At 72.0% G+C, this 25,460-nt stretch carries 24 protein-coding genes; 12 read left to right on the top strand and 12 right to left on the bottom strand.

Features of this window, described 5'->3' with window-relative positions:
• Nucleotides 1–185 precede the first annotated feature (185 nt).
• Complete coding sequence (locus GTY96_RS06940) at nucleotides 186–1,343, top strand: hypothetical protein (protein ID WP_161664237.1); 1,158 nt, start codon at nucleotides 186–188, stop codon at nucleotides 1,341–1,343.
• Here GTY96_RS06940 and GTY96_RS06935 read toward each other — a convergent pair.
• The 3 genes from GTY96_RS06935 to GTY96_RS06925 all read right to left on the bottom strand — a co-directional run bounded on the left by GTY96_RS06935 (nucleotide 1,338) and on the right by GTY96_RS06925 (nucleotide 2,865).
• Nucleotides 1,338–1,826: a GNAT family N-acetyltransferase gene (locus tag GTY96_RS06935; protein WP_143899313.1), complete on the bottom strand. Its 489-nt coding sequence runs from the start codon at nucleotides 1,824–1,826 to the stop codon at nucleotides 1,338–1,340. The two genes, GTY96_RS06940 and GTY96_RS06935, sit on opposite strands and share 6 nt — an antisense overlap.
• An 81-nt stretch (nucleotides 1,827–1,907) precedes the next feature.
• Nucleotides 1,908–2,336 (bottom strand): tetratricopeptide repeat protein, encoded by a 429-nt coding sequence (locus tag GTY96_RS06930; protein ID WP_143899312.1) that lies wholly within the window; start codon nucleotides 2,334–2,336, stop codon nucleotides 1,908–1,910.
• 25 nt (nucleotides 2,337–2,361) lie between these two features.
• On the bottom strand, nucleotides 2,362–2,865 hold the full coding sequence (locus GTY96_RS06925; protein WP_161664236.1) for a DUF3592 domain-containing protein: 504 nt from the start codon (nucleotides 2,863–2,865) through the stop codon (nucleotides 2,362–2,364).
• 210 nt (nucleotides 2,866–3,075) lie between these two features.
• Here GTY96_RS06925 and GTY96_RS06920 point away from each other — a divergent pair, with 210 nt between their 5' ends.
• On the top strand, nucleotides 3,076–3,909 hold the full coding sequence (locus GTY96_RS06920; RefSeq protein WP_161664235.1) for a 3'(2'),5'-bisphosphate nucleotidase CysQ family protein: 834 nt from the start codon (nucleotides 3,076–3,078) through the stop codon (nucleotides 3,907–3,909).
• On the opposite strand, the gene mug is transcribed toward GTY96_RS06920, so the two are convergent.
• Nucleotides 3,910–4,464, bottom strand: a complete 555-nt coding sequence (mug, locus tag GTY96_RS06915) for a G/U mismatch-specific DNA glycosylase (RefSeq protein WP_201755909.1) — start codon at nucleotides 4,462–4,464, stop codon at nucleotides 3,910–3,912. It abuts the gene before it with no gap.
• Nucleotides 4,465–4,606: 142 nt separating this feature from the next.
• Between mug and GTY96_RS06910 the strand changes: the two genes are divergently transcribed.
• Entirely contained in the window at nucleotides 4,607–5,875 is a 1,269-nt protein-coding gene (locus GTY96_RS06910) for a glycosyltransferase 87 family protein (protein WP_161664234.1), read from the top strand.
• 85 nt (nucleotides 5,876–5,960) lie between these two features.
• Nucleotides 5,961–6,269, top strand: coding sequence for a hypothetical protein (locus GTY96_RS06905; protein WP_143899308.1), 309 nt, complete (start codon nucleotides 5,961–5,963; stop codon nucleotides 6,267–6,269).
• A 12-nt stretch (nucleotides 6,270–6,281) separates the two neighbouring features.
• Here the strand turns inward: GTY96_RS06905 and GTY96_RS06900 are convergent, their stop codons facing one another.
• Nucleotides 6,282–6,656 carry a DUF423 domain-containing protein gene (locus GTY96_RS06900; protein ID WP_143899307.1) on the bottom strand — a complete coding sequence of 125 codons (375 nt, stop codon included), beginning with the start codon at nucleotides 6,654–6,656 and terminating at the stop codon, nucleotides 6,282–6,284.
• A gap of 102 nt (nucleotides 6,657–6,758) precedes the next feature.
• Between GTY96_RS06900 and GTY96_RS06895 the strand changes: the two genes are divergently transcribed.
• Both GTY96_RS06895 and GTY96_RS06890 read left to right on the top strand, forming a co-directional pair.
• Nucleotides 6,759–7,427 carry an SET domain-containing protein gene (locus GTY96_RS06895; protein ID WP_143899771.1) on the top strand — a complete coding sequence of 223 codons (669 nt, stop codon included), beginning with the start codon at nucleotides 6,759–6,761 and terminating at the stop codon, nucleotides 7,425–7,427.
• Between the two features lie 50 nt (nucleotides 7,428–7,477).
• A complete protein-coding gene (locus GTY96_RS06890; protein WP_161664233.1) occupies nucleotides 7,478–8,413 on the top strand; it encodes an acyl-CoA dehydrogenase family protein in 936 nt (311 codons plus the stop codon).
• 66 nt (nucleotides 8,414–8,479) lie between these two features.
• Here GTY96_RS06890 and GTY96_RS06885 read toward each other — a convergent pair whose 3' ends face one another.
• Complete coding sequence (locus tag GTY96_RS06885; RefSeq protein WP_143899305.1) at nucleotides 8,480–9,187, bottom strand: DUF1178 family protein; 708 nt, start codon at nucleotides 9,185–9,187, stop codon at nucleotides 8,480–8,482.
• A 119-nt stretch (nucleotides 9,188–9,306) separates the two neighbouring features.
• On the opposite strand from GTY96_RS06885, the gene GTY96_RS06880 reads away from it, so the two are divergent.
• Nucleotides 9,307–10,140 carry a hypothetical protein gene (locus tag GTY96_RS06880; RefSeq protein WP_235685433.1) on the top strand — a complete coding sequence of 278 codons (834 nt, stop codon included), beginning with the start codon at nucleotides 9,307–9,309 and terminating at the stop codon, nucleotides 10,138–10,140.
• A 12-nt stretch (nucleotides 10,141–10,152) separates the two neighbouring features.
• Entirely contained in the window at nucleotides 10,153–11,463 is a 1,311-nt protein-coding gene (locus GTY96_RS06875) for a M18 family aminopeptidase (protein WP_143899303.1), read from the top strand.
• An 86-nt stretch (nucleotides 11,464–11,549) separates the two neighbouring features.
• On the opposite strand, the gene GTY96_RS06870 is transcribed toward GTY96_RS06875, so the two are convergent.
• The gene (locus GTY96_RS06870) at nucleotides 11,550–13,670 is read right to left on the bottom strand and encodes a M4 family metallopeptidase (RefSeq protein WP_143899302.1); all 2,121 of its coding nucleotides are present in this window, start codon (nucleotides 13,668–13,670) and stop codon (nucleotides 11,550–11,552) included.
• A 441-nt stretch (nucleotides 13,671–14,111) separates the two neighbouring features.
• On the opposite strand from GTY96_RS06870, the gene GTY96_RS06865 reads away from it, so the two are divergent.
• Nucleotides 14,112–14,633, top strand: coding sequence for a DUF2378 family protein (locus GTY96_RS06865; protein WP_328700788.1), 522 nt, complete (start codon nucleotides 14,112–14,114; stop codon nucleotides 14,631–14,633).
• Between the two features lie 19 nt (nucleotides 14,634–14,652).
• Here the strand turns inward: GTY96_RS06865 and GTY96_RS06860 are convergent, their stop codons facing one another.
• Nucleotides 14,653–15,666, bottom strand: a complete 1,014-nt coding sequence (locus tag GTY96_RS06860; protein ID WP_143899300.1) for a S1 family peptidase — start codon at nucleotides 15,664–15,666, stop codon at nucleotides 14,653–14,655.
• Nucleotides 15,667–15,843: 177 nt separating this feature from the next.
• On the opposite strand from GTY96_RS06860, the gene uvrA reads away from it, so the two are divergent.
• The 3 genes from uvrA to GTY96_RS06845 all read left to right on the top strand — a co-directional run bounded on the left by uvrA (nucleotide 15,844) and on the right by GTY96_RS06845 (nucleotide 23,039).
• Nucleotides 15,844–21,147 (top strand): excinuclease ABC subunit UvrA, encoded by a 5,304-nt coding sequence (uvrA, locus tag GTY96_RS06855; protein ID WP_161664230.1) that lies wholly within the window; start codon nucleotides 15,844–15,846, stop codon nucleotides 21,145–21,147.
• A gap of 34 nt (nucleotides 21,148–21,181) precedes the next feature.
• Nucleotides 21,182–21,742 (top strand): glutathione peroxidase, encoded by a 561-nt coding sequence (locus GTY96_RS06850; protein WP_186001809.1) that lies wholly within the window; start codon nucleotides 21,182–21,184, stop codon nucleotides 21,740–21,742.
• A 151-nt stretch (nucleotides 21,743–21,893) separates the two neighbouring features.
• Nucleotides 21,894–23,039, top strand: a complete 1,146-nt coding sequence (locus GTY96_RS06845) for a chemotaxis protein (protein ID WP_143899298.1) — start codon at nucleotides 21,894–21,896, stop codon at nucleotides 23,037–23,039.
• A 15-nt stretch (nucleotides 23,040–23,054) separates the two neighbouring features.
• Here GTY96_RS06845 and GTY96_RS06840 read toward each other — a convergent pair whose 3' ends face one another.
• The 4 genes from GTY96_RS06840 to GTY96_RS06825 all read right to left on the bottom strand — a co-directional run bounded on the left by GTY96_RS06840 (nucleotide 23,055) and on the right by GTY96_RS06825 (nucleotide 25,418).
• The gene (locus GTY96_RS06840; RefSeq protein WP_143899297.1) at nucleotides 23,055–23,630 is read right to left on the bottom strand and encodes a DUF4136 domain-containing protein; all 576 of its coding nucleotides are present in this window, start codon (nucleotides 23,628–23,630) and stop codon (nucleotides 23,055–23,057) included.
• A gap of 128 nt (nucleotides 23,631–23,758) precedes the next feature.
• Nucleotides 23,759–24,247: a hypothetical protein gene (locus GTY96_RS06835; RefSeq protein WP_235685454.1), complete on the bottom strand. Its 489-nt coding sequence runs from the start codon at nucleotides 24,245–24,247 to the stop codon at nucleotides 23,759–23,761.
• Nucleotides 24,248–24,252: 5 nt separating this feature from the next.
• Entirely contained in the window at nucleotides 24,253–24,795 is a 543-nt protein-coding gene (locus tag GTY96_RS06830) for a zf-HC2 domain-containing protein (RefSeq protein WP_143899295.1), read from the bottom strand.
• On the bottom strand, nucleotides 24,795–25,418 hold the full coding sequence (locus GTY96_RS06825; protein WP_255441967.1) for an RNA polymerase sigma factor: 624 nt from the start codon (nucleotides 25,416–25,418) through the stop codon (nucleotides 24,795–24,797). Before GTY96_RS06825 ends, GTY96_RS06830 begins: the two co-directional genes overlap by 1 nt.
• Nucleotides 25,419–25,460 lie beyond the last annotated feature (42 nt).

Genomic DNA, 25,460 nt, shown 5'->3' with positions numbered 1-25,460 from the left:
GGCGCTGCTTCCAGGCCCCGCTGTTGAATGAAGCCCCGGGCCTGTCCGCCCGGGGCTTCGTCGCTTCTCGAGCCGGTGTCGGTGATGCCGCTCCCGCCCCGCCCCGTGGGGTGATGGCGGGGGGCGGGGCCGGTCGTTCAGGCTGGCGTGGGCACTTCGCCCCTGCCTCCGGAGGCCGTCCCGTCATGGTGCCCCAGCCGCTGCCGCGCCCCTGGCTTCCGCCGACGTACGCCGAGGTGGAGGCGATTGTCCGGATGCAGGATGCCGCCCTGCGCAACCTCCACATCACCCAGGCGTACCACGTGCTGAAGCTCGCCTTCACCGCTGTGCTGGGGGACGTGGACGTGTCGTGGTGTGGCTTCGCCACCTGGGCGTCGAAGACGGCGGGGACGTTCATCCGCAAGGACATGGTGTCCGCGCTGGAGCGCAACCTGCTGGCTCGCGCGGAGGACCTGATGCGCACGCTCGGCGTGACGCAGGCGCGGCTGTTGGTTTCGTGGGGATTGCCGTCGGCCGTGAGCGCCGTGCTGTCGCGGGTGATGGAGCCGGTGGTGGACGGGATGGCGAAGCAGGTCGCCATCGGCAACCTCATCGTGTTCGAGGACCTGGGGCCGCTCTACGTGGCGATGCTGGAGCACTTCACCGGCCCCGGGGGGACGGGGCCCGCCGCGCTGGCGCGCGTGGTGTCGCGGCTGAAGCCGGGGCCGCTGGAGCCCGGGGGGCAGGACCTGCTCATCCAGGCGGCGCGCGCGTACCAGGACGCGCTGCGCGTGGCGCGCCCCAAGGACCGCGCGGAGCGGGTGTTCCTGGCCAACGCGCTGGTGGGCTACCACGAGCAGACGCGGCTGCAGGGGCCCATCGTCGGGGCGCTCGGGGCGCCGTTGAAGGCGCTGTTCCTGGTGAACCTGCTGGAGCTGTTCCGCACGAGGGCGTCCGGGCTGCCGGAGCCGTGGTTGCTCGCGGCCTTCACGCCGCTGGCGGAGCAGCTGGAGCGCTGCTGGCGCGAGCTGATGACGCGGGAGCTGATGACGTTGGAGCTGCCGGACCGGACGCTGCGGTTGGGCGAGGACATCCCGGCGCTGACGCCCTCGGCGGACTTCCCCAGGGACCTGCTGCGGCTGGAGCACCCGGAGCTGCTGCGGCTGATGAAGCGGCTGGACCGGACGCCGGACGACACGGCCGGCAGCGCGGCGCGGGACTGGGGGGCCTTGAGCGACCGGATGAACCTGGTCGTGGACCTGTTCCGTTCGCGGCAGCAGGACCGGGGGCTGTACCAGGCGCCCTTCACGCCCTCGCAGGTGGAGGCGTTCCAGCACGGCCGGATGCCGCACGGCCGGCTATGAGCGAGGGGGCGCCTCGCGGGTCATCTCCACCATGGTGGGGCGCCAGCCCAGCCGTTCGAAGAGCCGCCGCGCGGATTCATTCTTCGCGGCGGTGGAGAGCACGACGCGCGGGGCGCCCATGTCGGTGAGCCGCTGGACCATGGCCTCCGCGAGCAGCCGGCCGGTGCCGGTGCCCCGGGCCTTCGCCTCCACCCAGATGTCGTGCAGGGCGCCGTGCTTGTCGAGGAGCATGTTCCAGTCCACGCCCTCCAGCCGTCCGTAGCAGTAACCCACGACGTCGCCGTCCAGCTCCGCGACGAGCACCACGGCCTCCTGGGGGCGGCGGGCCTCCTTGCCCAGCCACCAGCGGTAGCCGGCCTCCACGTCGTCGGGGACCATGAAGCGCTGGGCGTCGAAGCCATGGTGCTGGTGCGCGAGCGCCGCGCCCATGCGGCCGAGCGCGGGCGCGTCCGAGTCCTTCGCGGGGCGGATGATGACGGGCATGCGTTCTCCAGGAGGCGCGGGTGTCGGCTCCAGGATGGGCATCGCGGGCCGCGTCTGTCGAAGCCTTCCGGTGGGAAATGCTCAGCGGGCCACGCGGGCGAGCGCCGCGCCGATGCCGTGCTCGACGACGCTCCGGTAGGGGCCCTCGGAGACCTGGGGGAGGGCGTCGAGGGCCTGCTGATAGTGGGCGCGGGCCAGGGGCAGGTCTCCCTGGTCCTCGGCGCACCGGCCCAGGTTGAGGTGCAGCGAGGCGAAGAAGGGGCGCACGCGCGCGTCATCCACGGCGAGCGCCCGGTCGAGCGACACCTGGTTCCAGTGCCGCGTGTCCTCGGGCGTAGGCTGGTGCCGCGCGAGGTAATGCGCCGCGATGCAGGCCTCGTAGTCGTCGGAGGCCACGTCCCACGCACGCTGGAAGCAGTCGCGGGCCTCGTCATCCCGCCGCGCCAGCTCCGCCTGAATGCCCTGGCCGCACAGCTTCACGACGGGATTCTCCGGGTCCATGCGCCGCATGATGCGACGCGGGGACGCCTTCCGCCTACCGGGCCTTCGCGCGCATCGGGGGCGCCTGGCGCTTGCCATCGCGCAGGCCCGTGCGCGCCATCTCCACCAGCCCCCACGCGGCCACCAGGGCGAACACCGCGCCGCCCAGCGTCACCAGGTAGTTCACGAAGCCCGTGCTGCCGCACTCGATGCACGCGACGGAGGGATCCTCCGGCTCGTAGTGCAGCGTCACCGGGGCCCCCGTGGGGTAGTGGCGCGACACCGCCTGCGCGTCCGCGAGCCCGCCGGAGCCGTTGCCGTCGAAGGCCACCGTGTCGGACGTGTACGGGATGCCGTTCACCTCGTAGCGGTAGCTCACCTCCGGCCGGAAGCTCACCGCGCGCTTGCTGCGCAGCGTCTCCACGCGGGAGCTCAGCACCGTGCCCTGCACCGTGGGCCAGTCCTTGCTCACCTTCGAGCGGTACACCATCCGCCCACCCGCGAACGCCAGCGCCACGCCGATGCCCAGCAGGGCCAGTCCCATCAGCCACTTCATCATCGCTCGAGTCCTTGCCGCGCCCGGCCGTCCCGCCGCCAGCGCTGAAGTCGCAAACCCCCAGGGATTGCAGCCACCGGGCCAGCACGCCTTCCCTCGGAACCGATGCACGCCCCCACGGGGCATTTTTCCCCGCGAGGGGCAATCCGCCCCAATCCATCCCCTACCGTTGGTTTCCAAAGCAGCGCCGAGCGGGCAGACTGGCCGCCCTCCATGCCCGCACTCGCCCATGAACTCGAAGTGGCCCGGCGCATCGCGCGTCAGGCCGGTGACATCCTCCTCCAGGTCTACGCCACCGACTTCTCCGTCACGGACAAGGCGGGCGGCGCCGGGCCCGTCACCGTGGCCGACGAGCGCGCCAACGCCTTCATCGTGGGCGAGCTGCGCAAGGCCTTCCCGGCGGACGGCGTGGTGGCGGAGGAGAACGAGGACGCCTCCGACGCGAAGCGCTTCGAGCGCTGCTGGTACGTGGATCCGCTCGACGGCACGCAGGAGTTCGTGAACCGCAACGGCGAGTTCGCCATCCACATCGGCCTCGCGGTGGAGGGGCGCGCGGCGGTGGGTGTCGTCTACCGCGCGGTGGGTGACGTCCTCTATTCGGGCATCGTGGGCGAGCAGGGCCATGTGGAGGACCCCCAGGGCCGGCGCGTGTTGCGCGTGTCCGACGTGGCGGATCCGGCGGCGCTCCGGCTCGTCGTGTCGCGCTCGCACCGCTCGAAGACGACGGACGCGGTGGTGCAGCGGCTGGGCATCACGAAGGAGACGGAGTCCGGCTCCGTGGGGCTCAAGTGCGGCCTGCTGGCCGAGGCCCGCTGCGACCTCTACGTGCACGTCAGCGACAAGAGCTACCGCTGGGACAACTGCGCGCCGGAGGCCGTCATCCGCTCCGCGGGAGGCGTGCTCACGGACCTGGCCGGAGCGCCGTACCTGTATGACGGCTCCGAGCTCCAGAACCGCCGGGGCCTGCTCGCATGCAACGCCGCCGCCTTCGACCGGGTGCTGCCCGTCGCGGCGCAGGTGGCCCGCGAGGCCGGCCTGCTGAAGTAGTCAGCGGGGCTCCGCCGCGCGGCGCAGCTCGCCATACAGCCGCGCGAGGTCCGGGAGCTGGTAGCTGGCGTTGAGGCCGCTCGGATTGGGCAGCACCCACAGCCGCGTGTCGCCCAGCGTCTCCTCCTGCGGCCCGAACCTCGCCTTCGGCCGCGCGAAGGCCGTGCGGTACGCGCCCAGCCCCAGCACCGCGAGGAACGCCGGACGGCAGCGCTCCACCTTGCGCGCCAGCGACTTCGCCCCCTGCGCGTAGTCCGCCGCGTCCAACTGGTCCGCGCTCGCGGTGGCCCGGTCCACCACGTTGGTGATGCCCAGCCCGAGCGCCAGCAGCTCCCCCTGTTCGGACGGCAGCAGGCGCCGCGGCGTGAACCCCGACGCATGCAGCGAAGGCCAGAAGCGGTTGCCGGGCCTCGCGAAGTGCATGCCCACCACCGCCGAGTAGAGGCTGGGGTTGATGCCGCAGAAGAGCACCCGCAGGCCCGGGGCCAGCAGGTCCGGCACGGTGCGGCCGGCGGCCGCGAACAGTTCGTCCTTCGTGGGGCGGTGGAGCTTCATCGCGTGGGCTTGCAAGGGGTGGAACCTAGCGGGCTGGATGCGGGCCCGCACGTGCACGCGCCTGGACGTGGCCCGGGCAGGGGAGGGGCCGGGCGCCTTTCCCGGCGACAGCGCCCCCTTTCCGTGGGCAGAGTGCCACCCCGTGTCCGAACCGACTCCGCCCGCGCCCTTCCGCTTCCGGCCCGGGCCCCCGCACTGGCTCGCGCTCGCCGTGAGCGTGTTGCCGCTCGCGCTCTATGCGTTCTCCTCGCGCGAGGGCGACCTGCCGCTGTACTTCAACACGGCCCGGGCGTTCCTGGACGGCGCGGTCCCCAACCGCGACTTCCGCTTCGAGTACCCGCCCTACGCGCTCCTGTGGTTCGTGCCGGCGACCTGGGTGGGCGGCGACGTGCGCGGCTTCATCCTCGCCTTCGGCCTCCAGCTCACGCTGTTCGACGCGCTCATCAAGTGGCTGCTCCTGTCCGAGGGCGCGCGCAGGTGGGGGACCGGGTGGCGCGCGTGGGCGCCGTTCGCGGCGTACTCGGTCGTGAGCTGGATCCAGAGCCTGCACTACCTCAAGCGCTACGACCTCCTCCCGGCGGCGCTCACCCTGTTCGCGCTGGTGGCCCTGATGCGCCGCCGCGAGGGCTGGGCCGGCGTGGCGCTCGCGGTGGGGGCCGTCACCAAGCTGTACCCGGCGGTGCTCGTGCCGCTCGCCCTGGCCGTGTGCTGGCGGCGGGGCGCGAAGCCCACGCGCGCGCTGGTCGCGGGGCTGGCCGCGGGCGTGTTGCCCCTGGTGCCGCTGAGCTTCGTGTGGCCGTGGTGGAAGTTCGCGTCCTTCCACGTCGAGCGGGGCCTCCAGGTGGAGTCGCTGAGCGCGGGCCTGCTGTGGGCCGCGCACCTGCTGGGGTTCGCCCACGCGCAGTGGGTCCACGCGCCCGCCGCCTATGAGCTCCAGGGGCCGGATGCCGAGGCGGTTCGCGCCGTCACGCGCCAGCTGTGGGTGGCGGGCTCGCTGCTGGCCGCGGCGGTGTCCGTGCGTGGCGCGTGGCGCAGGCCCCCCGTGCACATGGAGGACCTGGCCCGGCTGGCCGGGGTCCCGCTCGTGGCCTTCGTCATCCTCAATCCGGTGCTGAGCCCGCAGTACCTCATCTGGCTCACCGGGGCCGCCGCGCTCGCGCTGCTGTCGGGCTCGGTGGGGCCGGCCGCCGCGCTGCTGGTGGCCGCCGCCATCACCCGGGGCATCTTCGCGGGGAGCACGTACCGGACGGGAATCCAGCCGTCGTTCACGCTGCTGCTCCTCGCCCGGAACGCGATGGTGCTGGGCGCGGGAATCGCCTGGGCCCGCGAGGCCTGGCGGCTGGGATGGCCCGGTGTCGAGGCGCTCCCCGAGGCGAAGGACGCTCCCTCGCCGACCCTCTCGGGCGGCTAGGCCCGCCTGCCTGCCTGGCGCCCATGAGGAGGTCAGGGGCACCGAGGCCGCTGCGAAGCGCTGGCCTCGCTGTTAGGGGGAGGCCATGGCCCGACCGGTGAACATCAACGCCCTGCTGCCCGTGGAAGCGGACTTCCAGCGCGAGCGCGCCTCCGGGTTGCGCCGCTCTGGCGACAAGCTGGAGGAGGCGCTCGCGCACCTTGCCCAGGCGGAGCAGGCGCTGCGCGCCCTGCGGGGCATCGCGCGGATGGAGGGCTACGCGGCGTACCGCGCGGTCTGGAAGGAGGCGGAGCGGCTGCGCTGGAACCTCACCGTGCAGCGCGAGGCCTGCGGGCTGCGCAACCACCGCGACCTGGACGCCATCTACCCGCTGCCGCCCCTGTTGAAGGAGTGACGGCCCCTCGCCTCACGGGGCGGTGCGCCACGCGGCCACGGCGAAGAGCACCCAGCCGGCCAGGAAGCCCAGGCCGCCCAGCGGCGTGATGGCGCCCAGCACGCGCACCCCGGAGAGGGCGAGCGCGTAGAGGCTGCCGGAGAACAGGACGATGCCCGCGAGCATCGCCCACCCGGCGGAGGACAGCAGCGCCGAGGGACGCACCGCGCCCAGCAGCCCCACCGCCACCAGCGCGAGCGCGTGGTACATGTGGTAGCGCGCCCCGGTTTCAAAGATGACCTGCAGGTCCTGGGAGAGCCGGGCCTTCAGGGCATGCGCCCCGAAGGCGCCCGCCGCCACGGACAGGAAAGCGTTCACCGCGCCCACCACGAGCCACCACCGCATCATCGAGTGCCTTTCTTCGCGCGCTTGACTGCGGCACGCTACACCGCGCCTCAAGGCAGCGTCCTGGTTGAACACGCACCCGCCCCAGCCGCTCCCATCCCGATGATGACTTCCCCTTCCTTCCAGCAGACCCCGTCGATCCCCTTCGAGCTGCGCCAGTCCCCCATCCAGGGCATGGGCGCCTTCGCCACCCGCCGCATCCGCAAGGGGGCGCGCATCATCGAGTACATCGGTGAGCGCATCACCCAGTCGCAGGCGGACGAGCGCTACGACGACGAGTCGATGGAGCGCCACCACACGTTCCTCTTCAACCTGGATGACGACACGGTGCTGGACGCGGGCACGCTCCACAACGAGTCGCGCTACATCAACCACTCGTGTGAGCCCAACTGCCAGTCGCTCATCGACAAGGGCCACATCCACATCTACGCGCTGCGCGCCATCGAGCCGGGGGAGGAGCTGACGTACGACTACGCGTACGAGCGCACACCGGAGATGGACGCGGAGGCGGAGGCCCTCTACGTCTGCCGCTGTGGCACGCCCTCCTGCCGGGGCACCATCCTCGCCCCGGACAAGAAGGCCCCCGCGCGGCGCAAGAAGCCCGCGCGCAAGGCCAAGGCTCCCTCCAAGTCCAAGGCCGCGTCGAAGTCCAAGGCCACCTCCAAGGCGAAGTCCGGGGCGAAGACGAAGAGCCCCTCGCCCGCCGCCGCGAAGAAGAAGCGGGGCACCCAGCGCGCGAAGTCCCAGGGCCGCGGCCGTCGCGCCGCGAGCTGAAGCCCCAAACGGACGCGCGCACTCCGGGGCCGGGCATTAGAGTGGGGGGCGTGAACGACGTCCTGCGCTTCCTGCTCACCGAGGCCCCCGACTCTCCTTCGCTCGACTCCGTGGACGCCTGGTGGCGCCGGCACCTCGCGGTGCTGCCGCGCTTCCCGGCCCCGGCGGACCTGGCGCTCGCCAGCGGCTTCCGGATGGACCGGCTGGGGTTCGCGTTCGCCTCCGGCTACCAGGCGGCGCTGCGCTCCCTCTTCCCCCAGCTCCCCGCGGACCGGCGCGTCGCGCTCTGCGCCACCGAGTCCGGGGGCGGGCACCCCACCGCGATGCAGACCCAGCTCACGCCCTCTGGCGCGGGCTGGAAGCTGGACGGCGTGAAGACGTACGTCACCCTGGGCACGCACGCGGAGGTGCTGCTGGTGGTCGCCTCCGAGGGGCGCGACGCCCAGGGCCGCAACCGCCTGCGCATGGCCGTGGTGGACGCGAAGAAGCCCGGCGTGCAGGTGGAGCCGCTGCCGCCGCTGGGCTTCATCCCGGAGGTGCCCCACGCGGCGCTGCGGCTGGAGGGCGTGGTGCTGGCCCCGGAGGACGTGCTGCCCGGCGACGGCTACACCCGCTACCTCAAGCCGTTCCGCACCGTGGAGGACTGCCACGTCAACCTGGCCGTGCTGGGCTGGCTGGTGAAGGTGGGGCGCCGGTGCGGCTGGCCGGTGGCGCTGCGCGAGGAACTGGTCGCCGTCGCGGTGATGATGCGCGCGCTCGCGAAGGAGGACCCCAGCGACCCGGGCGCGCACGTGGCGCTGGGCGGGGCCTTCACGCAGATGCACCGCGCGCTGGAGCGCTGCGAGGTGGCCTGGGAGGGCGTGGACGTGGAGATGCGCGAGCGGTGGCAGCGCGACCGGCGCGTGCTCGACCTGGCGTCCAAGGTGCGCGCGAAGCGGCTGGAGGTCGCGCGCCAGCGGCTGGCCGGCGGCGCGGGCGACGACTGAGACACGAAGCCCGCGCGGGAGGGGCCGGGGCCTCCTCCGCCGCGCGGGCCGGAACTTCCGTGAGGCCTAGTACCGCCCGCCGCCCAGCGCGGAGACGATGGCGGACAGGACGCGGTTCTCCACGCCCCAGACGGCCTTGTTCACGCCCTTCACGCCCGCGCCGCGCATGTAGTCGGTGAAGTCGTGCAGGGCGGTGGAGCGCTGCATGCGCTCGGTCTTGGCCGCGTAGAGCAGCGGCGTGTTGGGCGCGCCGGTGAGGCCCAGGTCGGGACAGGCCTCCGACAGCGCCGCGCGGTCGATGCCCGTCACCGCGGACATCATCGCCACGGTGAAGTGGTGCACGGGCAGCTCGCGCGCGTTGGGCACGCGCTCCAGCACCTTCGCGCGCGTCTCCGGATCCGTGGCCAGCTTGTCCATCGTGACGCGGGACATCTCCAGGATCTGCTCGTTGGTCACGTGCTTGTTGTCCAGGATGGCCCGGTCGAACAGGCTCTGCGGCGTGTCACCCTTGATGGTGATGTTCACGTCGGACATGCGCTGGCGCATGGTCTGGATGGCGCGACCGACCTCCGTGTTCGGCCCCCCGCGCCACGAGCCCGGCGTCGCCTGGACCGGCGCGGCGGTCGCGCGGGCCCGCGCCAGCTCCGCGCGGTTGAGCACTTCCGCGCGCGAGGCCGCGGTGGCCTGATTGGTCCGCGCGGGCTGCGCGGCGGGCGCCTGCGTGCGGGCCGGGGCGACGGAGGGAGCGGCGGGGCGGTTGCGGATCTCGGTCATGGAGGCTCTTTCTATCCTGGATGTCGGAGTACCGGATTATCGCCGGGAGGGCAGGGGAGTTGCCTCCCAGGTCCCCCGCCGCGCGTGCGTTCCGCCTCCGGACCGGTATGGTGCGCGCCATGTCCCCGCGCCTGCCCACCCAGTTCGCTGATCTCCTCACCCCCCGAGGCCGCCGCATTCTCGAAGGTCGAGACCCCGAGACATGTGGCGCGCTCCTGGACCCCACGCGCCCCTTCATCGCGCTGCAGGGCGTCATCGACGTGAAGAAGGCGCAGCAGGCCCGCGACGTGCTGGATGCCGCGCTGCGTGACACGTTGGTGACGATGGAGGACCCCATCCCGGAGGACTCCATCTCCGGCATGGTGGAGAACTACACGGAGGCGCTGCCCAAGACGGTGCGGGTGCGCACCGCGCTGCTGGAGAGCCGGCGCTCGCGCTCGTGGCGCGCGGCGGAGGCCGTGGGGTTGGTGGGGCTCTTGCGCTCGGACACGTTCGCGGCCTTCGCGGCGGCGGTGAGCGGCCGGGCCCTCAAGCGGGCCTGGGGCATCCAGGTGCTCTGCTACGGCCCCGGGGACTACACGGGCCCGCACAACGACCATCACCCGGAGGAGGCGGACGCGCGCGACGGCTACGTGGACATGCACGTCAGCCTGACGATGCCCGCCGTGGACCACCAGTACCTCGTCTACGCGAAGGACGGGCACTTCTCCGAGCTGACCCCGGTGAGCACCGTGGGCGGCGTCACCGTGTACCGGCTGCCCTTCTGGCACTACACGACGCCGCTCGTCGCGAAGAAGGCCCGCGAGGACGCCGCGCGCCGCTGGGTGCTCCTGGGCACCTTCCTGGACGCGGGGCCGGGGACGCGCCCTTCCTCCACCGTCCTGCCTCCGGGCGCCCCGCCGCCCGTCCGGGCGGCGACAGTCGGACGTGGCACCGGGGCCGGACGGCGTTAGCGTGCCGGGCCCATGAGCCCGACCGACATCGACACCCAGGCCAACGACCTCCTCCAGTACATCGACGCGTCGCCCACGCCGTACCACGCCGTGCGGGAGACGGCGCGCCGCCTCACCGCCGCGGGCTACCGCGAGCTCGACGAGCGCGAGCCCTGGGCCCTCGAGCCCGGCGAGAAGGTCTTCGTGGTGCGCGGCGACACGAGCATCGCCGCCTTCCACCTGGGCACGAAGCCCGTGGACGCCACCGGCTTCCGGCTGGTGGGCTCGCACACGGACTCGCCCAACCTGCGCCTCAAGCCGAACGCGCCCGTCAACCGCCACGGCTACCAGCAGCTGGGCGTGGAGATCTACGGCGGGGTGCTCCTGCACACCTGGACGGACCGCGACCTGTCCCTCGCGGGCCGCGTGGTGGTGCTGGACAACGGCCGTCCCCGGCACCACCTGGTGGACTTCCGCCGGCCGCTCTTGCGCGTGCCCAACCTGGCCATCCACCTCAACCGCGCCGTCAACACGGAGGGGCTGAAGCTCAACCCGCAGGAGCACATGGTGCCGGTGTTGGGCCTGGAGAGCGCGGGCCCCGCGGAGCTGCGGGCGCTGCTGGTGGAGGAGCTGGGCCGCGCGGGCGTGAAGGCCAGCGCGGACGACCTGCTGGGCTATGACCTCTGCCTCTACGACCTGCAGCCGTCCACCCGCTCCGGCCTGCACGGCGAGTTCCTCCACGCCCCCCGCCTGGACAACCTGGCCAGCTGCCACACCAGCCTCACCGCGCTCGTGTCCGAGCCCGGCCCGCGCGAGGCCACGTGCGGCGTGGTGCTCTATGACCACGAGGAGTGCGGCAGCCGCAGCGCGCAGGGCGCCGCGTCGCCGTTCTTGAAGGACCTGCTGGAGCGCATCGTCCAGGGGCACTCGGATGGCCGCGCGGACGCGTTCCACCGCGCCATCCGCCGCTCGTTCCTGGTGAGCGCGGACATGGCGCACGCGGTGCACCCCAACTACGCGTCCATGCACGAGCCGAAGCACCAGCCGCAGCTGGGCGGGGGCCCGGTCATCAAGACCAACGTCAACCAGTCCTACGCGACGGACGGCGAGTCGTGGGCGCACTTCGCCGCGCTGTGCAAGGAGGCGGGCGTCACGCCCCAGCACTTCGTCACCCGCACGGACCTGGGCTGCGGCAGCACCATTGGCCCCATCACCGCGGGGCAGCTGGGCATCCGCACGGTGGACGTGGGCAACCCCATGCTGTCCATGCACTCCATCCGCGAGCTGGCCGCCGCCTCCGACGTGGCCCGCATGGTGGCGGTGCTGACGCGCTTCTTCGCCTGAGGCGCCGGGCGTCTGGAAAAGAAAGAGGCGGGCCCGGTGTCACCACCGGGCCCGCCTCGGATGTTTCAAGAAGCGTCAGACGGCGACTAGTTCACGCCCACCGCGGTCCAGGCGTCCTTCACCTTCTGCACCTGGTTGGAGTCCGCGCCGAACAGGTCCGTGGCGGACTTGATGGTGGCCTCGCGGGCCTGGGCGAACGTCGTCTTCGGCGTCATGTACGTGGTGAGGGCGCGGCCGAAGATCTTCAGGCCGTCCTCCATCCCGACGCCGCCCTTCACTTCCAGGCCGGAGGTGCGGTTCTTGCCACCCTCCACCAGGAGGTAGAAGGCGTTGTTGGAGATGCCGCTGGAGCCGTGCACCTCCGTCTGCTTCGGGTAGTTCTTGTAGTTGTCGACCGAGTAGCCGTCCTTGGTCGGGTCGTTCATGTAGCGCAGGCCGTCATCCGGGTCGCCGTTGTTCGGGGTCCACGCGGCCTCGCCCACGGTCCAGTTCCACTTGGCCTCGGGGTTGTTCTTCGCGGCGTACCACTCCACGCCCGTGCCCATGATGTCGGAGAAGGACTCGTTCAGGCCGCCGGACTCGCCGCTGTAGATGAGGCCCGCGGTGCGCTCCGTGAGGCCGTGCGCGATCTCGTGACCCGCGATGTCCAGCGTGGTGAGCGGGCCGGACTGCTTGCCGTCGCCGTCGCCGTAGCTCATCTTCTCGCCGTCCCAGTACGCGTTCACGTAGTTGTTCTTCACGTGCACGTAGTTGACGAGCTTCTCGCCCGCGCCGTCGATCGAGTCACGGCCCAGGACGTTCTTGAGGAAGTCGTAGGTCATGGCCGCGCCGTAGTGCGCGTCGATGCCGGCCTTGGCGCGCTCCGGGTCGGTGGCCTCGCCCCACTTGTCGTTGTTGTCGTTGATCTTCGTCTGGCCGCTGGCCGTGGACTTGTTCATCGCGTCGTAGGTCACCACGCCCTTGCCGCGCGTCGTGTCCTCCAGCGAGTACGTGCCGTCCGCGTTCTTCGTGGTCTGCAGGTCCACGTGGCCGCTGTACATGGACAGGTCGTCGCGGTTGCCCGCGGGCGGGTTCTGCGGATCCGTCGGAGGAGGCGTGGTCTCCTTCGCGGAGATGTTCAGGCTCCAGTTGTTCAGGGTGCCCGTGTCGCGCGCGGCCTTGTCCTCGACGGTGAGCTTCCACTCGCCCTTGGTGCTCTCACCGGCGAAGGCGGTGCTCAGGTCGAACGTGCCGACGATGTCGTCCTTGGAGCCGCCCTTGCGGTCCTGCACCACGGCCGACTTGCCGGAGGGGCTGGTCAGCGTGACCTTGAGGTCGCCGCTCCAGGTGTGCTTGATGTTGAGGTCCAGCGACAGCTTGTCGACCGTCACGCCGTCCGGGATGTTGATCTTCGACTCGACCTTGCCCTTGTCCGGGATGGCGACGTTCGGGCTCGCGGTGCCGTTGACCTGGATGGGGGCCGGCGCGGCCTTGCTCCAGCCGCCGATCTTGTTGAAGCTCTCCAGCACCTTCCCCGTGTTGGCGTCGATGATGTAGTTCTGCTTCTTGGGCTTCTCCTGGCCGGCGATCTGCGTCACTTCCACCTGGTAGGCGGAGTGATACTTGCCTTCGGCGTCCTGGTAGACGACGCGCTCGGAAGAGGGCTGCTTGTCGGCCTTGCCGCCCAGCTCCTTCTTCGCGATGTCGATGGCCTGCTGCGGCGCCAGCTTGGGCTTCTGCGAACCCAGGCCCGCGGGGATGGGGTTCTGCTCACCGGTGACGCTGGACACCTTGCCGTCCTGGCCCAGGTGGCTGATGACCTGCTCGCCGAAGACCTTCACGCCCTCGTGCATGCGGTCCAGGCGGACGTGGGTCATGCCCAGCTCGTCGCGCTCGACGCTCTTGGGCGCCAGCGTGGGGCCGGACTTGTTCGCCGCCAGCAGCGACGAGGCCGTCATCGGCGGGGTGAGGTACTTCAGCGACGTCTGGATGGCCTGCTGCGCCTCCTTGCTGTCCAGCGCGAGGCGGCCCGGCTGGGCCCCCGTCGACTGGGTCGCGGACGTCTGCGCGGCGGTCGTCTGCGGGACCGCGGCGCCGCCAACGCGCGAAACGGACTCGAAGCCGTCCTTCACGCGCAGCACGTTCTTGGCCTTCGCCTGCGTCGTCGAAGTATCGGTGGTGGGACGGAGAGTAACGGGCGTCTGACCTTCGGTGCGGCGAATGCTCATGGATCACTCACACTGCAAGGGGGATGAACAATTCTCGCGTGTGAACTCCGAGAGTTTCCGATGGGTTGAAGAAGATAACGAGGAGTCCCAGAAAAATGCGGATACCACTGGTGGACTTCCTGTGAATTCAGCGGTTGACACGGAAATTTTGCTTTTCGTGGGGGTCCATCGAGACCCGAACTCCAGAAATCCCCGACGCAGGCCGTCATGAAATGATCCGGCGGGCCCGGGAAAATGCGGGAAAAATCACTGAAATAATCCATCCAAGCGGCATCCAGGCGGGCGGGGCGGGCAGGGCCGGGGCGCGGGGGCTGATACACTGCTTCGTGGTTTCCCGGCCGGGAGGGATGGGGAACCGAACCCTGGGGGGGTTGCTACATGGAGTCGTGGATTCAACCCGAGACACGGGACGGGCCCGCGCATTCGCCATTGGCGGTGCGGGTGCCTCGCCGGAACTTCGATGGGCTGTTCCTGCATGCGTTGAGGCCGTCGGGTCCGTTCGCGCAGGCCTTGCGCAACGTGGGCTACGACCTGGATGCGGTGGAGGAGTCCTTTCCGCTGGAGGTGTGGCGCTCGGCGCTGGCGGTGGCCCGGCGGCATGCGTGTCCGGGCCTCGCGTGCGAGGACGCCAACCGCGTGCTGGGCACGCACTACGTAGAGGGGTTCGCGCAGACGCTGGTGGGGCGCATCTTCGCGGCGGCGGCGCCGCTGCTGGGCGCGGAGCGGTGCCTGACGCGGCTGCCCACGTACCTTCGCGCGGGCCGGGAGGACATGAAGTTGTCGCTGACGCCGGTGCGCGAGCGTGAGTGGCGGGCGTCCGTGGAGGACGCGGATCCGCTGCCGGACTTCGTGGCGGGGGTGCTGGAGCAGGTGCTGCGCCGCACGCGGGTGTTGCCGCGCGTGGACGTGCTGGAGCGTTCGGCCCACGGCTATTCGCTGAGGATCCGCTGGGACGAGGTCTGACGCCGGACGGCGGCCCCCGCTAGTTGAGGTACGTCTTGGGCGGGGGGCGTCTGCCGGAGGGAGTGGGGGGCGTGGGGCGGGCCTGCCTCCACCGGCCGATGACGTCCATCAGCCCGTCGAAGGTGTCGCGCAGGGCCCAGGCGCGGTCCTCCGCATCCGGCAACCCCTCGCAGCGCAGGAGCCCGTCCCTCAACGCGCGCTGTACGCCGGGGCAGTCATCCCGCTCGTCGATGAGCTGTTCGGCGGTGTGGGCATAGAGCCGGTAGCAGCCCTCCACGTCCCCCCGGTTGTAGGCGGGCGCGCCCACGTTGATGGCGTGGCCCAGCAGCGCGGCCACGGACTCCACCGCGGGCGAGGCGCACCCGTCCAGCAGGCCCACGGGGTGCTGGGGCACCTTCCTCACGCGGGTGATGCGCTGCCGGGGCGTGTCCAGCGCGGACAAGGGGCGCAGCGGGCCGGGCGTCTTCAGGAGCGGCGTGATGTAGCGCACCGGGATGACCAGCCCCAGCGCGCGTCCGTTCGCGAGCGCGGCGGTGGCGAGCCCCACCAGCTGCCCTCGCGTGTCGAGCGTGGGCGCGCCCGACGCGTCCTCGGGGAGGGTGCGCGACAGCTCCAGCAGGGTGAGCCATTCCCCCAGCACTTGCACCGCGCGGACCTCCAGGGCGCGCGCTTCGGGGGGGCGGTCCCCGCGGGCGTGGAGCACGTACAGGGGTTCTCCCTCGGTGGGCAGCGTGTCCGCGCCCAGTGCGAGCGCGGGCACCAGGTCCGGGACGGACAGGCAGAGGACGGCCAGGTCGCGGCGCTCGTCCACCGCCGCCACCTGGACCACGGGGGAGCGCAGGCCGTCTGGTAGCACCGCGGTGATGGCGCGCGCGCTGGCCACCGCGTGGAGGCTGGTGACGACGTGTCCCTGGGAGGAGATGACGAAGCCCGTGGCGGTGTGCCCGCCCAGCTCCAGCAACACCAGGGAGGCGCTCGCGCGCCGCAGGGCCTCTTGGGCCCGCGCATGGCGTGCCTGGTCGTCCTCGGACATGGCAACCCCCGCTTGTGATGCCGCGACCGGCATTCCCGCCGGGCCAGCGCGGGGACCTCGGCCGCACCGCGTTGTATCAGCCCGCCCGCCCCCCACCCAACCCACCCAGGCGACGCGGTGTTGTCCGTCACGTTGTGATTGGCTCGCGAGTGTCCGGTCGTTAAACCTCCGGCCGGCATGCACAAGACCCACCTCGTCGGCGCCCGCACCCACAACCTGAAGGATTTGTCGGTCGACCTCTCGGAGGGAGAGTTCGTCTGCGTCACCGGCGTGTCGGGGGGCGGCAAATCGAGCCTCGCGCTGGACACCCTCTACGCGGAGGGACAGCGCCGCTTCGTGGAGAGCTTCAGCCCGTATGCCCGGCAGTTCCTCGAGCGGCTGGAGCGGCCGCCCATGGACGCGCTGGAGCCGGTGGCGGCGGGCGTGGCGGTGGACCGGCGCGCGCCGGTGAAGAGCTCACGCTCCACGGTGGCGACGCTGGCGGACGTGGAGCCCTACCTGTCCGCGCTCTTCACCCGCGAGGCGATGCCGGTGTGTCCGGACTGCGGCCTGGAGGCGGTTCGCACCGACGCGCGCGTGGCCGCCCAGACCGCCCTGCGCGAGCACCCGGACGCGCCCGCGGTCTTCACCCATCCCGTGCGCATCCCCGACACGGCGGCGTTCCTGGACGCGCGGGCCCGCCTGCTCAAGGACGGCTACCACCGGCTGATGGTGCAGGGCGAGGTGAGGGAGCTGGAGACGCTCAAGCCCGGCGAGGCCACGGACCCCGCGGGCGTGGCGCAGGTGGTGGTGGACCGGGTGAAGCTGTCGGAAGCGAGCCTGTCGCGCGTTACCCAGGCGCTGGAGGGCGCGTGGGCGCGGGCGGACGGCGAGGCGATGCTGTTCCTCCCGGAGTCCCCGCCGACGCGGCTGCGCCGGGGGCTCGTGTGCCCGAAGTGCGCGCGGGAGTTCGAACCCGCGCGCCCGGGACTCTTCAGCTACCAGAGCCCGGTGGGCGCGTGCGCGCCGTGCCGTGGCTTCGGGCGCACCATTGGCATCGACTGGGGGAAGGTGATCCCCAACCCGTCGCTGAGCCTGACGGAGGGCGCCATCCGCCCGTGGTCGGGGCAGTCCACCAGCTGGGAACGGGACATGCTCCAGCGCTGGTGCCGGCAGAAGCACATCCCGCTCGACAAGCCATGGGAGAAGCTGACGGGCGCGCAGCGCGAGTCGGTGCTGGAGGGCTCGGGCGGCTACGACGAGGGCCGCGCCTATCCGGGCGTGCGCGCGTGGTTCAAGTGGATGGAGGGCCGCACGTACAAGATGCACGTCCGCGTGCTGCTGGCGCGCTATCGCGCGTACACCCTCTGCGAGAGCTGTCACGGCGCGCGGCTGAACGCGCAGGCCCGCGCGTGGCGCGTGGGAGGTCTGGACCTGCCGGGGTGGCACGGCCTGGAGCTGACGGACGCGCTGACGCGGCTGGAGGCGCTGCGCACGCTCACGGGGCAGGGAGAGCTGGCGCGGCGCGAGCTGTCCGCGCGCCTGCGCTACCTGCAGCGCGTGGGCCTGGGCTACCTCACGTTGGATCGCCCCGCGCGCACGCTGTCCGGCGGCGAGGCGCAGCGCGTGTCGCTCACCGCGGCGCTGGGCACGTCGCTCACGGGCGCGCTCTTCGTGCTGGACGAGCCCACCGTGGGGCTGCACCCGGGGGACGTGCCGCCGCTCACGGAGGCCATCGCGGAACTGGCGGACCGGGGCAACATCGCGCTGGTCATCGAGCATGATCCGCTGGTCATCCGCTCCGCGCACCGCGTGCTGGAGCTGGGGCCGGGCGCGGGCCGCCAGGGCGGCACGCTGTGCTTCGACGGCACGCCGGAGGGCCTGGCGAAGCGCCAGGACCTGCCCACCGGGCGGATGCTGGCCGGGGGCACGGAAGCCCCTCGCACGCCGCGCACCCGGACCGGTGAAATCGTCATCCGCGAGGCGCGCGAGCACAACCTGAAGGACGTGTCGGTGCGCGTGCCGCTGGGCGTGCTGTGCGCCATCACCGGCCCCAGCGGCTCCGGCAAGAGCACGCTGATGGACGAGGTGCTCTACCGGCACCTGGCTCGCGGGCTGGGCGTCAAGGACGTGGAGGCCCCGGGCGAGGTGGCGGCTGTGGAGGGCGGCGCGCAGGTGGAGGCCATCACCTTCGTGGACCAGTCCCCGCTGGGACGCACGTCGCGCGGCAACGCGGCCACGTACACCAAGGCCTGGGACCGGCTGCGCGAGCGCTTCGCGTCGGAGCCGGACGCGGAGGTCCGTGGCCTGACGTCCGCGCACTTCTCCTTCAACGTGGACAAGGGCCGCTGCGAGGCGTGCTCGGGCGAAGGCTACGAGACGGTGGAGATGCAGTTCCTCGCGGACGTGGCCCTGCTGTGCGCGGTGTGCCGGGGCCGGCGCTTCAAGGAGGAGGTGCTCGCCGTCCGGCACCAGGGCTTCAGCGTGGCGCAGGTGCTGGAGATGACGCTGGACGAGGTGCTCCAGCACTTCGGCGACGACGCGGCGCTCAAGCGCACGCTGGGCCCGGCGCAGCGGCTGGGCCTGGGCTATTTGCCCCTGGGGCAGCCCCTGTCCACGCTGTCCGGCGGCGAGGCGCAGCGGCTGAAGCTGGCGCGCGCGCTGGCGAGCGACGCGAAGGGCACGCTGTTCCTCATCGACGAGCCGAGCGCCGGCCTCCACGCGGAGGACGTCCGCCACGTGATGGCGTCGCTCCATGCGCTGGTGGACCGGGGCGCGAGCGTGCTGGTGGTGGACCATGACGTGTCGGTGATGAAGGGCTCGGATTGGATCATCGACCTGGGACCCAAGGGAGGCCGCGACGGGGGCCGGCTGGTGGCGGAGGGCACGCCCACGCAGGTGGCGAAGGTGAAGGACAGCGCCACCGCCGCCGCGCTCCGGGGCGACGGCAAGCCGCTGGCGCGCGCGGTGAAGCTGCGCAAGCCGGGCAAGGAGGCACCCCCCGCCATCGAGGTGGAGCACGCGCGCGAGCACAACCTGAAGGACGTGTCCTGCCGCATCCCCCTGGGGAAGATGACGGTGGTGACGGGGCCCAGCGGCTCCGGCAAGAGCTCGCTGGTGTTCGACGTCGTGTTCGCGGAAGGGCAGCGCCGCTTCCTGGAGACGCTGACGCCCTACGCGCGGCAGTTCCTGCCCACGCTGCCCCGGCCCGACGTGGAGCGCATCAGCAGCATCCCGCCCACCGTGGCGCTGGAGCAGCGCACCTCCCGGGCGGGCGCCACCAGCACCGTGGCCACCGTCACCGAGGTCGCCCACTACCTGCGGCTGATGTACGCGAAGATCGGCGAGCCGCACTGCCCTCACGATGACACGCCCATTGGCGCCACGACGCCGGCCGCGCTCTACGCGCAGCTCACCGTGATGAAGGGCGACGGGCAGGTGCTGGCGCCCGCGGTGCGGGCTCGCAAGGGCACCTACCTGGATGTCTTCACCGCCGCGGCCCGCGCGGGCATCGCCCAGGCCCTCGTGGACGGCGAGCTTGCGTCCACGGACGACCCGCCGCGCCTGGCGAAGACGAAGGAGCACGACATCGACCTCGTGATGTACGAGGGCCGGCTCGCGAAGCTGCCGCGCGAGGTGTTCGAGTCCTCGCTCAACTGGGGCAAGGGCGCGGTGAAGGTGCGCGCGGGCAAGGTGGAGACGCTGCTGTCCAGCGAGCGCACCTGTCCGAAGTGCGGCACCGCCGTGCCGGAGCTGGATCCGCGCTGGTTCTCCTTCAACACGAAGCAGGGCCGCTGCGAGTCGTGCGAGGGCACCGGCGTGCAAGGCGGCGCCGCCGCGATGGCCGAGGGCGAGACGGCGCCGTGCAGGACGTGTGGAGGCACCCGGCTGGCCCCGGTGCCGCGCGCGGTGCGGCTGGAGGGCGCGCGCTACCACGAGGTGGTGCAGGCGTCGGTGACGGCCACGCTCGCGCGCGTGCGCACCTGGAAGCTCAAGGGCGACCGGGCGCTGCTGGGGGAGACGGCGCGGCAGGAGATGCTGCGCCGGTTGGAGTTCCTGGAGCGCGTGGGCCTGGGCTACCTGTCCCTGGACCGCAACGCCGCCACGCTCTCCGGTGGGGAGATGCAGCGGCTGCGGCTGTCCGCGCAGCTGGGCGCGGGCCTCACCGGCGCGATGTACGTGCTGGACGAGCCCACCATCGGCCTGCACCCTCGCGACACGCACCGGCTGCTCGACAACCTGCGCGCGCTGGTGGACACGGGGTCCACGGTGCTGGTGGTGGAGCACGACTCGGACACCATCCGCGCCGCGGACCACCTGCTGGACCTGGGGCCCACGGGCGGCCGGGGCGGAGGCCACATCCTGGCGGAGGGCTCGCCAGACGTGGTGCTGGAGTCGGATTCGCCCACCGCGCTCGCGCTCCGGGCCGCGCAGGTGCGGCCCCCGTCGGGCCGGGGCGAACCCCAGGCGTGGGTGGAGTTGAAGGGCGCGCGCGCGAACAACCTCCAGCGCGTGGATCTGCGGCTGCCGGTGGGACGGCTCAACGTCGTGTCCGGTGTGTCGGGCTCCGGCAAGAGCACGCTCATCCGGCAGGTGCTGTTCCCGGCGCTGCGCGACCGGCTGGGGCTCGTCACGGCGAAGCCCGGCGCGTTCGACTCGCTCAAGGGCGTGGAGTCCATCAAGCGGGTGCTGTCGGTGGATCAGTCGCCCATCGGCCGCACGCCGCGCTCGGTGCCGGCGACCTTCCTGGGCATCTGGGACGAGCTGCGCCGCGTGTTCGCGGCCACGCCCGAGGCGAAGATCCGCGGCTTCGGGCCCGCGCGCTTCTCCTTCAACACGGCGAGCGGTGGCCGCTGCAAGGTGTGCGAAGGGCAGGGCGCCATCTCCCACGAGATGTCCTTCCTGCCGGACGTCGTCACGCCGTGCGAGGCCTGCAACGGGGCGCGCTTCGACGCCGCCACGCTGGAGGTGCGCTATCACGGGCTCACCGTGGGCGACGTCCTGCGCCTGTCCGCGGACGAGGCGAAGGACGTCTTCCGCGCGCTGCCCAAGGTGGCCGCGCCGCTGGCGTGCCTGGCGGACCTGGGCGTGGGCTACCTGCAGCTGGGGCAGGGCTCCAACACGCTGTCCGGCGGCGAGGCGCAGCGGCTGAAGCTGGCCGCGGAGCTGACGGCCACCTCCCGCCACGAGCCCACGCTGTACGTGCTGGATGAGCCCACCACGGGGCTGCACCTGGGCGACGTGGAGAAGCTCATCACCTTCCTGGGCCGGCTGGTGGACCGCGGCGACACGCTGGTGGTCATCGAGCACCACCCGTCGGTCATCGCCGCGGGCGACCACGTGGTGGAGCTGGGGCCGGACGGCGGCGAGGGCGGAGGCCGCATCGTGGGCGAGGGCTCGCCGCGCGAAGTGGCGAAGCTCAAGACGCCCACGGGCCGGGTGCTCAAGACGGTTTTTTCCACCGGGGAACCCAGGACCCGCGCCGCCGCGCGGGGACGGTGAAACGTTGAACGCCTTCCGGCATCCTGCGCCCGCCATGCGAAACCCACTGCTGTTCACCGTCGCGACGGTGCTCTCCCTCTCCACGGCGGCCTCCGCCGCGGACAAGACCGAGAAGAAAGCCATGTCCTTCCACCAGCTCTCCGCCAACCGGCTCGACGGCAAGCCCGAGAAGCTGTCGGACTTCCAGGGCAAGGTCGCCCTCGTGGTGAACACCGCCTCCGAGTGCGGCTACACGCCGCAGTACAAGGGCCTGGAGGCGCTGTACGAGGGCTACAAGGACAAGGGCGTCGTCGTCCTGGGCTTCCCCTCGAATGACTTCGGCGGACAGGAGCCGGGCACCTCCGAGCAGATCGCGAAGTTCTGCGAGCTGCGCTTCAAGGTGACGTTCCCCATGTTCGAGAAGGTGAAGACGAAGGGCGACGGCCAGTCCCCCATCTACGCGTTCCTCGCGAAGGACCACGGCGAGCCCAAGTGGAACTTCCACAAGTACGTGGTGGGCAAGGACGGTCAGGTGAAGGCCGCCTTCCCCAGCAGCGTCACGCCTGACAGCCCGGAGCTGAAAGCCGCCATCGAAAAGGCGCTCGCGGAGAAGTGACGGTGCGCTCCCGGCGCGGGCTCCCCTGTCCCTGACATGGAGCCGCGCTGGGCGCGGGACGGGAGCTCTGCTGTCGCCCCCCCGACGCTGGAGGGCCCCCCAGGGACTGCTCGGCGTCGCGGGGGGGCATGCGCAGCTTGGGTCCCGGCCCATGTCCCCGGTTCCCACCTGCTCCCGCGTCGTGACCGTGGCGTTGCTCGCGGCGCTGTGCGGCGGGTGCGCGTCGGTGAATCCACAGCGCTCGGAGCTGGCCACGCGCGTGGGCCGCTCGGACCTGTCGGTGGCGGTGCTGCGCACCCGCGTGCGCGACCTGGCCCGGCGCTTCTCCGGCCTGCTGGAGGCCATGGCGGATGACCTGGCCGCGCGCTCCGGTTCGCCCCGGGTGGCCGCCTCCATGCTGCGGTTCAAGGCCAACGCCGTGCCCGCGGTGCAGACCTCGCTCTTCCAACCGGACCCCGTGGCGGCGCTCATCGACACCTGGGCGCTGCTGGCCCAGCTTCGGGACACGCTGCCGCGCTACGCGCAGGACGTGTCCCCGGAGCTGCTGTCTCACGCGGATGCCTCGCTGGCGGACCTGGAGTCACAGGTGGAGGCCCAGTGGCGTGAGGTCACCGGGCGCGAGGACGTCTCGCCCGCCCGCGAGCGCGTGCGCACCTGGGCCCGGCAGCATCCGCTGACCGGGCCGCTCGTCACGCGCGAGTCCACCACGGGCCTGCTGGCCTCCGTCACGGAGGTGTCCGGCGGCGGGCTGCTCTCCACGGCGGCGGGGCTGGTGGAGGACACGCGGGACCTCACCGCGCGCGTGGACCTGTACGCGTCCAGCCTGCCCCGTCAGGCCCGCTGGCAGGCGGAGCTGGTCGCGGATGACGCCATGCGCGCCCCCAACATCCAGTCCGCGCTGGCGGAGCTGGGGCGCACGGTGGACCTGCTGGAGCGCGTGGGCGCGGTGGCCGCGAACACGCCCGCGCTCATCGACCGGGAGCGCCGCGCCGTGCTGGACGCGCTGCACGCCGAACGGCTGGGGCTCCAGGACTTCGTCACCGGTGAGCGACAGGCGGTGCTCGCGGACGTGGGCCAGGAGCGGCAGGCGGTGGTGGACGCGCTGCACGCCGAGCGCATCGCCACGCTCCAGCAACTGGACGGGCTGGCGCGGGGGTGGGTGGACCACGCGTTCGACCGGCTGGGTCCGCTGGTGGACCGGGTGTTCCTCTGGCTCACGCTGCTCGGGGTGCTGGTGGGCGCGGGCGCGCTGCTGGGCGGCCTGATGCTGACGCGCGCGTGGCGGCGCGCCCGCTGACCCCGGGGCCTGGGGCTACTTCTGCTTCCCAGGCTTGGGCGGGAAGCGCTCCATCATCTTCTGCACGCCCTCGTTGAGCTTGTTGTTGGTGCCCTGGATGCTCGGGCTGGCGCCGAGGTCCGCCTGGGCGGTGCCGCGCCAGACGAGCGTCTTCGCCTTCGCGTCCACCACGTCGACGATGAGCGTGCCCACGTCGTACTGGCGCACGTACGTCTGGGTCGGTCCGTAGAACGAGCCCCAGAACGGATCCCACGGATAGCCGTAGTAGCTGTCCACCGTGTCCGCGGACAGCTGCTGGGTGATGGCACCCTGCCAGCCGATGAGGAAGTCCGGGTTGTCGCTCTCGTCCACCCGCTTGTAGCCGCGCGACTGGAGGTCGCGGTCCACCGCTCCCTTCACCTGCGCGTCGGTGATGTCGTTGTTGACGCGCGTGTCCTGCGAATGCTGGGGCTGGGACAGCCAGGAGTAGGTGCGGAACGAGTCGATCCGCTGCACCGCGGCGGGGTCGTAGTTGGTACCAACGTCAACGCCCGCGCAGGACGCGAGCCCCAGGCCCACGAGCACGGGAACGACACGGGACAACAGACGCATGATGGCCTCCTGAAGGACGGTGCGCATCCCGGGGAGGGACACGGTCGGCAAGACGACGTTGGGGACGTCCCGAAAGGATGGCCCGGTCACGTCCGCCCGTCCGGCTCCGACTCCAGGGAGGGGCGCCCTCAGTCGTCGTGCGGTCCCTTGCCGCCCCGGGCCTTCATCCACTTCGCGCCTTCGGAGCGCGCGAGGACGACGGCCAGCCGCGCGCGCTTCTGCGGGGGCAGGTCCTTGGCGAGCGCCTGGTACATCTCCCGGTCCAGCACGGTGATGCGCTCCCGCGCGTCGAAGATTCTCTGCGCCGCCGCGTCCACCTGCGCCTGCGCCGCGCTGTCGCCCCGCGACGCCCGCTGGAGGATGCGCGCGGAGTCCCGCACCTGCTCGCGCAGCGGCCGGCGCCGGTCCTCGAACTGGCGCAGCGTCTCATCCATCTTCAGGGCCTGCGCGCTGTCCAGCTCCAGCGTGTCCGCCAGCTCCAGCACCTGCCGCAGGCGCTGCCGCTGTTCGGCCCTCGCCATGCGGTCGGGGTCGCGTGCCCCGGGCTCCTGCGCCGCGGGCTGCGCCAGCGCCATCGTCGGCAGCGCGAGCACGAGCGCCCAGGTCGTCCGCATCATCGTCTTCACAGGGTCTCTCCCAGGTCGAAGTCCGTGTCCGGGTTGGCGTCACCGCCCTCCCACGTCAGGTCTTCATCCATGCTGTATCCCGAGGCGTCATCCTCCAACGGATCCAACCCGGCCCACGCCTCGAACGCGGCCAGCGTCTCCGGATCCACGTCGTCGCCGGCGGCCGCCACCCGCGTGGGGGCTGGCGCCACCGGCCGGGGCGCCTTGAGCCGCTCCAGCGCGGACGGGCCCAGCATCAGCGCCACCACCGCGGCCACCGCGGCGAGCGACCCCATCGCCCGGCGTCCCATCCACCGGCGCGACTGTTCGCGGCGCCACTCCGACAAGGCTCGCGCACCCAGGCCCTCCTGCGCGCGCACCTCGACGGGCGTCTGGGGCGGCAGCGCCACCAGGTCCAGCACCTCGCGGGCGGACGCCACCTCCGCCCGGCATGCCGCGCAGGACTCCAGGTGGGCCTGGAAGCGCGCGGCCTCCTCGCCCTCCAGCGCCCCCGCGGCGTGGAGGCTCGCCTGCTCCTCGTATTCCACGCACGCACCCATCACTGCGTCTCCCCAGAGGTTGCGGCCACGTCGGCCTTCAAGCGTTTCACCGCGTGGTGGAACTGCACCTTCGCGTTGTTCTCCGTGATGCCCAGCGTCTCGGCGATGTCCTTGAACGGCAGCCCGCCGTCCACCCGCAGCGTCAGCACCTCGCGCTGGCGGCGGGGCAGGGCCAGCACCGCCTGACGAACCCGCTGGGCCTGCTGGGTGCGCTCCAGCGACGCATCCGCGCCCTCCCCGGGGTCGGCCGCCAGCTCATCCGCCAGGGCCTCCACCAGCACCGGCCGCCACCGCAGCCCCTGCCGCGCGTGGTTCTTCGCCAGGTTGAGCGCCACCCGCACCAGCCACGAGCGGAAGGGCGCGGGCGTGGCCGGCGTGAAGCGCGCGAACACCCGCCGAGAGGCCTCCAGGGCCCGGAGGAACGCCTGCTGCGTGAGGTCCGCCGCGTCCTCCGCGCTCGTCGTGTAGCGACGCATCAGTGAGAAGATGAGGCCCCGGTGGCGTTCGAAGAGCTGGGCGAACGCCGTCGCGTCCCCCGCGAGGAAGGCCCCGCACAGGGCCTCGTCCGAGAGAGCGCTCAGGGCCCCTCCGGGCCGCACCAGTCCTAGGACCCGTCCGCTCACAGGGGCTCCAACCCTCCAGGGGTTGGAAGGTTATTTTCCGGC

This window comes from Corallococcus silvisoli, assembly GCF_009909145.1.
Taxonomy (GTDB): Bacteria; Myxococcota; Myxococcia; order Myxococcales; family Myxococcaceae; genus Corallococcus; species Corallococcus silvisoli.
This window is presented reverse-complemented; position numbering and strand designations above follow the sequence as displayed.

Excerpts from the sequence above, each read along its gene's own strand:
- GTY96_RS06925 (WP_161664236.1), bottom strand. The coding sequence starts at position 2,865 with ATGATGAAGTGGCTGATGGGACTGGCCCTGCTGGGCATCGGCGTGGCG.
- GTY96_RS06900 (WP_143899307.1), bottom strand. The coding sequence starts at position 6,656 with ATGATGCGGTGGTGGCTCGTGGTGGGCGCGGTGAACGCTTTCCTGTCC.
- GTY96_RS06935 (WP_143899313.1), bottom strand. The coding sequence starts at position 1,826 with ATGCCCGTCATCATCCGCCCCGCGAAGGACTCGGACGCGCCCGCGCTC.
- mug (WP_201755909.1), bottom strand. The coding sequence starts at position 4,464 with ATGAAGCTCCACCGCCCCACGAAGGACGAACTGTTCGCGGCCGCCGGC.
- uvrA (WP_161664230.1), top strand. The coding sequence starts at position 15,844 with ATGCACAAGACCCACCTCGTCGGCGCCCGCACCCACAACCTGAAGGAT.
- GTY96_RS06835 (WP_235685454.1), bottom strand. The coding sequence starts at position 24,247 with ATGATGCGGACGACCTGGGCGCTCGTGCTCGCGCTGCCGACGATGGCG.
- GTY96_RS06930 (WP_143899312.1), bottom strand. The coding sequence starts at position 2,336 with ATGCGGCGCATGGACCCGGAGAATCCCGTCGTGAAGCTGTGCGGCCAG.
- GTY96_RS06885 (WP_143899305.1), bottom strand. The coding sequence starts at position 9,187 with ATGACCGAGATCCGCAACCGCCCCGCCGCTCCCTCCGTCGCCCCGGCC.
- GTY96_RS06940 (WP_161664237.1), top strand. The coding sequence starts at position 186 with ATGGTGCCCCAGCCGCTGCCGCGCCCCTGGCTTCCGCCGACGTACGCC.
- GTY96_RS06830 (WP_143899295.1), bottom strand. The coding sequence starts at position 24,795 with ATGGGTGCGTGCGTGGAATACGAGGAGCAGGCGAGCCTCCACGCCGCG.
- GTY96_RS06920 (WP_161664235.1), top strand. The coding sequence starts at position 3,076 with ATGCCCGCACTCGCCCATGAACTCGAAGTGGCCCGGCGCATCGCGCGT.
- GTY96_RS06905 (WP_143899308.1), top strand. The coding sequence starts at position 5,961 with ATGGCCCGACCGGTGAACATCAACGCCCTGCTGCCCGTGGAAGCGGAC.
- GTY96_RS06840 (WP_143899297.1), bottom strand. The coding sequence starts at position 23,630 with ATGCGTCTGTTGTCCCGTGTCGTTCCCGTGCTCGTGGGCCTGGGGCTC.
- GTY96_RS06875 (WP_143899303.1), top strand. The coding sequence starts at position 10,153 with ATGAGCCCGACCGACATCGACACCCAGGCCAACGACCTCCTCCAGTAC.
- GTY96_RS06860 (WP_143899300.1), bottom strand. The coding sequence starts at position 15,666 with ATGTCCGAGGACGACCAGGCACGCCATGCGCGGGCCCAAGAGGCCCTG.
- GTY96_RS06850 (WP_186001809.1), top strand. The coding sequence starts at position 21,182 with ATGCGAAACCCACTGCTGTTCACCGTCGCGACGGTGCTCTCCCTCTCC.
- GTY96_RS06880 (WP_235685433.1), top strand. The coding sequence starts at position 9,307 with ATGTCCCCGCGCCTGCCCACCCAGTTCGCTGATCTCCTCACCCCCCGA.
- GTY96_RS06870 (WP_143899302.1), bottom strand. The coding sequence starts at position 13,670 with ATGAGCATTCGCCGCACCGAAGGTCAGACGCCCGTTACTCTCCGTCCC.
- GTY96_RS06845 (WP_143899298.1), top strand. The coding sequence starts at position 21,894 with ATGTCCCCGGTTCCCACCTGCTCCCGCGTCGTGACCGTGGCGTTGCTC.
- GTY96_RS06895 (WP_143899771.1), top strand. The coding sequence starts at position 6,759 with ATGACTTCCCCTTCCTTCCAGCAGACCCCGTCGATCCCCTTCGAGCTG.